The organism is Rhodococcus sp. P4_B6 (genome assembly GCF_056402215.1).
The window spans coordinates 51,448-58,281 of sequence record NZ_JBFUHV010000047.1 but is presented as its reverse complement, the minus strand read 5'-3'; the positions used below and the strand labels follow the sequence as shown (position 1 = coordinate 58,281).

General features: G+C 68.4%; 7 protein-coding genes. 4 read left to right on the top strand and 3 right to left on the bottom strand.

Features of this window, described 5'->3' with window-relative positions:
* Positions 1–85: 85 nt before the first annotated feature.
* Entirely contained in the window at positions 86–832 is a 747-nt protein-coding gene (locus AC1DWT_RS22550; protein WP_095864194.1) for a response regulator transcription factor, read from the bottom strand.
* Between the two features lie 158 nt (positions 833–990).
* On the opposite strand from AC1DWT_RS22550, the gene AC1DWT_RS22545 reads away from it, so the two are divergent.
* On the top strand, positions 991–1,839 hold the full coding sequence (locus AC1DWT_RS22545; protein WP_095864193.1) for an alpha/beta fold hydrolase: 849 nt from the start codon (positions 991–993) through the stop codon (positions 1,837–1,839).
* A gap of 22 nt (positions 1,840–1,861) precedes the next feature.
* On the opposite strand, the gene AC1DWT_RS22540 is transcribed toward AC1DWT_RS22545, so the two are convergent.
* A complete protein-coding gene (locus AC1DWT_RS22540) occupies positions 1,862–2,545 on the bottom strand; it encodes a hypothetical protein (RefSeq protein WP_095864192.1) in 684 nt (227 codons plus the stop codon).
* Positions 2,546–2,879: 334 nt separating this feature from the next.
* Between AC1DWT_RS22540 and AC1DWT_RS22535 the strand changes: the two genes are divergently transcribed.
* Positions 2,880–4,385, top strand: coding sequence for an MFS transporter (locus AC1DWT_RS22535; protein WP_095864350.1), 1,506 nt, complete (start codon positions 2,880–2,882; stop codon positions 4,383–4,385).
* A gap of 156 nt (positions 4,386–4,541) precedes the next feature.
* Entirely contained in the window at positions 4,542–4,967 is a 426-nt protein-coding gene (locus AC1DWT_RS22530; protein WP_072946288.1) for a hypothetical protein, read from the top strand.
* Positions 4,968–4,995: 28 nt separating this feature from the next.
* On the opposite strand, the gene AC1DWT_RS22525 is transcribed toward AC1DWT_RS22530, so the two are convergent.
* Positions 4,996–5,532, bottom strand: coding sequence for a carboxymuconolactone decarboxylase family protein (locus AC1DWT_RS22525; protein WP_072946287.1), 537 nt, complete (start codon positions 5,530–5,532; stop codon positions 4,996–4,998).
* 128 nt (positions 5,533–5,660) lie between these two features.
* Between AC1DWT_RS22525 and AC1DWT_RS22520 the strand changes: the two genes are divergently transcribed.
* Positions 5,661–6,821: a zinc-binding dehydrogenase gene (locus AC1DWT_RS22520; RefSeq protein ID WP_477922261.1), complete on the top strand. Its 1,161-nt coding sequence runs from the start codon at positions 5,661–5,663 to the stop codon at positions 6,819–6,821.
* Positions 6,822–6,834 lie beyond the last annotated feature (13 nt).

Genomic DNA, 6,834 nt, shown 5'->3' with positions numbered 1-6,834 from the left:
TCACGGGGTTCCCCGGTCAGGCAGTGCCCAGCGGGTGTGCGCCGGCGTCGGGGTGGATGTAGGTGACCATTCCCGCGGGCCGGTGTCACGACACGGCGACGGACACCTGACGGGCGGGGTCGATGGTCCCCGGGCGTACGTCCTCGCCGAGGGCGAAACCCACACCGCGCACGGTGTGGACGACATACGGCGATCCGACGGCCACCAGCTTCCGCCGGAGGGAGCAGACGTAGGCGTTGAGGACGTTCGTCTTCGATTCGACGGTCACACCCCACACCATCAGCATGAGGTCGCGGCGGGTGACGACCCTGCCGACGTTCTGCGCGAGCACGGTGAAGAGGACGAATTCCGTCCTGGTCAGCGTGGTGCGCAACCCGTCGTAGTCGGTGTCGTGCCGCTCCTCGCACAGGCACAGGTCCTGGCTGCCCGCGGGCGCCGGCGCGGTCACCTCGGGTTTCACACGGCGGAGGATCGCACGGAGCCGGGCGACGAGTTCGTCCGCGCCGACTGGCATCTCCAGCACGTCGTCGGCGCCGGCCTCGAGGAGGTCGCTGCGACGGTTGCCGGAACGGAAGGTGCCGATCACCACGATGGCGAGGGCGAATCGCATCGCCTTCAATCCCCGCACGGTGGTGTCGGCGTCGAGGTGGGGTGATCGCGCGTCGACGATCACCACGTCGGGGGGTTCGATCCGCGACCGCACCGGTTCCGCGTAGGTTCGGGTGACGAAGAATCCTCCGTCCCGGAGGCGTTCGACGAGGGAGCTTGCCACGTCGGCGTCGATGAGCAGGACACGCGGCCGGGCGGCGGCCGGGCTCGACACAGAGTTCATGCGGATTCCTCCTGTTTTCGAGCCTCACGTCGGTGTGCCGTGTAGATCAACCCGGCGCCGAAGATCAAGTTCCCACGCCGCAGTTGATGACGATATCGAGCGGAACTCCCCTATCGTTACCGTGAGACCGCTGCATCACCCGATCGGGAGGTCGCTGTATGTCGGAACTGCGACACATCGCACTGCACGGGGACGACGTCGCCTACCGGCTGAGCGGTGAGGGCGAGACGCTTCTGCTCGTGCATGGGATGGCCGGAAGTTCGGCGACGTGGCGCGCGGTCCTCCCGCAGTTGGCGCAGCGCTACCGGGTGCTGGCCCCGGATCTGCCCGGTCACGGCGATTCGGCCAAACCGCGCGGCGACTACTCGCTGGGCGCGTTCGCCGCGTGGCTGCGCGACCTGTTGCACGAGCTGGACATCGAACGGGTGACCGTGGTCGGGCAATCCCTCGGCGGCGGGGTGGCGATGCAGTTCAGCTATCAGCATCCCGAACGGTGTGAGCGCCTGGTCCTCATCGGCAGCGGCGGACTGGGACCGGACGTGAACTGGACCCTGCGGTTGCTGGCGGCGCCCGGGTCCGAGTTCCTGCTTCCCCTGATGGCGCCCGCCGCGATACGCGACGCCGGCAACAAGGTTCGCAGCTGGCTGGCGGCGATCGGGGTTCAGTCGGTTCGCGGCGACGAGATGTGGCACGCCTATTCGTCGCTGTCCGATCCGGAGACCCGGCAGGCGTTCCTGCGGACTCTCCGCGCGGTCGTCGACCATCGGGGGCAGGCGGTGAGCGCGCTGAGCCGGCTGTACCTGAACGCGGGTCTGCCCACCCAACTGATCTGGGGCGATTCCGACGGCATCATCCCGGTCTCGCACGGTTACGCGGCGCACGAGGCGATGCCCGGCAGCCGGCTCGCCGTCCTCGACGGTATCGGCCACTACCCGCACCTCGAGGATCCGGCCGCGGTGGTCGGCATCATCGACGACTTCGTTTCCACCACGCCCGCACGCAGGTGAACTCTTGGGTGGTGTCGACGCATCACGCCTGACGCAGGGGAGACTCGGATCGGGCGGCGCGCATGCGTCGTCCGGTGACCAGGATGTAGATGCTGACCAGCAGCACCCAGGCGGGGAACGCCAGCGTCGTCCACAGGCTGACGCTGACCACCAGCAGCAGGGCCAGGGCGAGCAGGTACGTCGTCACGACGAGGAATCGCGGCATCAGTCCGGTCCGGAGCCAGATCGTTCCCAGCGAGATCATGAACACCGCTGCCATGCGCAGCGCGTAGACGTGGTTGATCTGCAGCATGATCTCGCGGCCGAAGTAGACGATCTCGTCCGCGGAACTGCCCGAGTGCCGGGCAATCGCGAGGACGCCGCCCGCCACGCCCATCGAGATGAAGCCCATCGCGAGGAACAGCAGGCCACTGCCCAGGAATACCGTCGCGAAGAAACGGTCCTCGAGGTCGCCGAGACGGTCGCGGATGACGCCGATGAACCAGAGGAACGCGATGCCCGCGAACGGGGCGAGCACGAGGGCCGTCTTGATCCGTGTCTCACCGCTTCCCACCCAGGGGGTTTCGTCGAACGGGTCGGCAGGCAGCGCGGTGTGCAGCAGGACGAGGCTGGCGGAGAAGAACGCGGCGAACACGATTCCCGCGACGGCCGCCGAGCGTGGCGTTCTCAGCCGGCGGAACTGTTTCTCGCGCTGCATGGCGGCCATGGGTCAATCCTCGCTCGAGCGGTGAGCGGGAATCACCGATTCGCGCCAACCGGCCCCGTGCCCGACGAAGAAACCGACCGCCGCGCCTGCTACGCCCGATTCGGCGGCGCGAACTGGCCTTTCCCGGGCGATGGTGCAGACCGGGCGTGTCGGCCTCCCGCTGGGCGGAACGCCGCATGGCGTGCCGCATTCCCGAGAACTGTGATGTCAATTACACATTCGCGAGACTTCGACCACCGAATGTGACCACCCACCCCTACCGCCCGGCTCGGGCGCGCCGCACTGCCGCGGCACCGCCACGAGTTCCCGTGCAGGTATTCGAAAGGACCCGATGATGGTCACCCATGCGCCAGACGGCGGATCGGCTCGGACGCGACAGCAGGACGCGACCGACGAGCGATGGACGCCCCAACTGATCTTCTCGCTCGCCTCGATCGTGTTGCTGCTGGAGATGCTCGCGGTCAGCTACATGATGATCTCGATCGCGTTGCCGCAGATCGTCACCCACTACCGGACGACGCAGGGTGCGTGGTTGCTCACGTCGTTCCTGCTGGTGGGGGCGATCACCTGCCCGCTGATCGGCAAGCTCGCCGACACCCACGGCAAGCGCAAGATGCTGCTGACGGCCGTCGGCCTGTCGGCGCTCGGGTCGCTGATCTCGGCGATCGCACCGACGTACGCGGTGCTGATCGCCGGCCGCTCCCTGACCGGGCTGCTCGTGCCGTGCCTGTTCCTCAGCTATTCGCTGATCCGCGACGTCTTCCCCGCCCGGACGGTGGCGTTGGCGGTCAGCATCGCCACGAGCGGTATGGGGCTCATCGCGATCCCCGCGCCGTTCTTCACCGGCTGGCTGATCGACAATTTCGGCTTCCGGAGCATCTTCTGGTTCTTCCTGGCCGGTCTCGTGGTCCTCAGCATTCTGATCCGGGCGACGACCGGCGAATCGACCGTCCGTCTGCGGTCGCGCATCGACCTGATCGGCGCCGCGCTCCTCGGCGCGGGACTCGCCGGCATCCTCGTCGGAGTGAGCTTCGGGCCGTCGTGGGGCTGGACGTCGGGGTCGACCCTCGGGTTCATCGCCGGCGGTGTCGCCCTGCTGGTGGCGTGGATCGTGTCCGCACTTCTGCTGCCGGACCCGCTGATCGACATCCGGTTCTTCGGTAAGCGGCCCGTATTCCTGACGGCACTCGGCGCCGGATTCTGCTACGGCACGTCCTCGGTCTTCACGATCATGCTCCCGATGATGTGCATGACCCCGGCGATCCTGGGGCTCGGCTACGGATTCGGCATCAGCGCAGAGGGATTCGCGATCTTCCAGGCTCCGTTGGGTGGTGCGGTGGTGATCGGCGGACTGATCGTCGGAACCCTGGTTCCCCGGAACGTGAGGCCGCGGATCCTGATGGTCGTGGGCATGCTGCTGATGGCCGCGGCCTGCCTGCTCACGGCGACGATCCACGACGACAAGGCGCTGCTGATCGGCTTCGCCGCCCTCCTGGGAGTGGGAATGGGCATGGGGTACGCCTCCATCCCGAACCTGCTCATCGCCACGGTGCCGCCGCAATTGCAGGCGACGACGGCGAGCATGGTGGCGGTGTTCCAGAGCATTCTGCCCGCCATCCTTCCGGTCATCGCGTTCACCGTGTTGAACTCGCACATCGCGACCGTCGTGCAGGGCGCCGTCTTCTACACGGACACCGGCATCACCATCGCATTCGTGATTGGCGCGATCTCGGCGCTGCTGGGCGCGGTGGTGGCCGTCGCGCTGCCCCGCAGGATTTCGCAGCTGAGCGCACCCGGTGCCGAGTCCACCTCGGCGACCGACGTGGTTCTCGCCCACTGAGCGGCTGGTCATGACGTCGTCGCCGCGTCCCCGAGCGGGCGCGGCGACGACCACCGGGCGGCCCGCTCCGTCGAAACCGCTCCCGGCCGTCTGCCGAGTGGGAGGCTGAGGTGGGGAAACAGTTCTCTGGTTCGACCCGGACGACAGGAGACCACCATGCGACTGACCACACTCGGCGACCTTCCCGGACGCATCGCGACCGGGGGCTTCATCCTCCATACGGGATTGCAGAAATGGTCGGCGGACGAGCAGACCGCCCAGGGCGTTCACGGTATGGCGGCGGGCGCGTTCCCGTTCCTGAACGCGATTCCGCCGGAACGATTCATCAAGTTGCTGTCGATCGCCGAGATCGGCACGGGCGCAGCGTTGCTCGCACCGTTCGTGCCCACCGTTGTCGCGGGGGCCGCGCTCACCGGGTTCTCCGGGGGGCTCGTGGCGATGTACGCGAGGACCCCCGCTCTGCGGAACCCCGGCAGCATCTGGCCGAACGAGAACGGCACCGCCGTCGCGAAGGACACGTGGATGCTCGGGATGGGGCTCGGTTACGTGCTCACCGGGTGGACGCGGCTCCGCAACCGCTGACGGTCCGGCGGTGGCGTCGACGCTGTCGTCACTGTTCGGGCACGGCGCAGAAGTCGCTGTCGGAGAATCCGGAAGGGCGCACACCGAGCGCCTGGTTGAGACGTCCGCGGTGATTCTCCCAGGCGATGGCCGCGGCGAGTTCGGTCACCTGGGACTCGGAGAAGGCGGCGAGCAGCGAACGCCGCAGGTCGTCGCCGATGTGGGCGGGGGTGCGTGTCATCGCGTCGGCGAACTCCAGGACCAGCTTCTCGGTGTCGTCGAACGCGGAGCTCTCGCGGAACGCCGGCAGGGCGCGCAACTGGGCGTCGCTGACCCCGAGCGCACGGCTGAACGCCGATCCGATGTCGAGGCAGTACTCGCAGTTGGTCAGCGCGGCCGCCTTGATCTCGGCGAGCGCCTTCAACCGGGGGTCGACCCGGGCGCTCGCCGCCAGCGCGACCTCGTGGAATCCGACGGCCGCGAGCAGCTGCGGCCGGCGTCGCAACCAGCGAAACAGGTCTGCCCGGTTGCGGCGGGCGGTGGGAAAGACGCGGCGAAACGAGTCCATCTGACCGAGGACGCTCATGCTGTCGGTTTACACCCGCCGCCGGACCGAGACAACCCCTGGGCCATTCGGCAATCGCCGTGTCCCGGCGGCGGGAGTGTTCTACGTTCGGAGCTGAGGCCGACCCCGCCGCACCCCGAGGAGTCACCATGAAGGCAGTCGTCTGCACCGAGACTCGCCTGGAGTTCGGTGACGTCCCGGCTCCGGTCCCGGCCAGGGGTCAGGTGCTGATCGACGTGTCCCGGTGCGGGATCTGCGGCTCGGACCTGCACGCCCGCGTGCACGCCGACGAGATGGCGGAACTGGCCGCCGAGACCGGCTACCGCGACTTCATGCGTTCACACCAGCGGGTCGTGCTGGGTCACGAGTTCAGCGGCACCGTTGCCGGTTACGGGCCCGGCTGCCGGAAGCGGTGGCCGGTGGGTACCGCGGTGGTGGCGTTGCCGATCGTCCGCACCGGCGCCGGGATTCACCTGACCGGCCTGTCTGCCTCGGCGCCCGGTGGCTACGCCGAACAGGTGGTGGTGCAGGAGTCGATGACGCTGCCGGTCCCGAACGGTCTGACGGCGGAGAAGGCGGCCCTGACCGAGCCGATGTCGGTGGCGTGGCACGCGGTGCGCAAGGGTGACGTCGGCAAGCGCCGGAACGCGGTCGTCATCGGGTGCGGCCCGATCGGTCTCGCGGTGATCAGCATGCTGAAGGCGACTGGTGTCCGTACCGTGGTGGCCGCCGACTTCTCCACCCGCCGCCGCGAACTCGCCCGGCAGTGCGGTGCCGACGTCGTCGTCGACCCTGCCGCGGCGTCGCCCTGGACGTCGTATCCGCGACGTCGGGAAACGACCTCGATCACGGATGTGCTCGGTCTCGGGCTGGACACCATGGAGAAACTGCGCCGAATCCCGAGGCTGCCGTGGTGGCATGCGTTCGCCCTCGCCGACACGGTGGGCGCGACACCGTCCGGGCCGGTCGTCTTCGAGTGCGTCGGCATGCCCGGCGTCATCGACGGCATCCTGGCCGGGGCCCCGCTGCGGTCCCGCGTCGTCGTGGTCGGGGTGTGCATGGAGACCGACACGTTCCGGCCGGCGCTCGCGGTCAACAAGGAGATCGAACTCCGCTTCGCCGTCGCCTACGACCCCCGCGAATTCCGCGACACCCTCCACATGCTGGCCGACGGAAAGGTCGATCCGACACCGCTGATCACCGGCACGGTCGGCCTGCCCGGGGTCGAATCCGCGTTCGCCGCGCTGGGTGACCCCGAGGTGCACGCGAAGATCCTGATCGACCCCGAGATCAGCACCGCTTCCCTGTGATCCGCCGCCGATC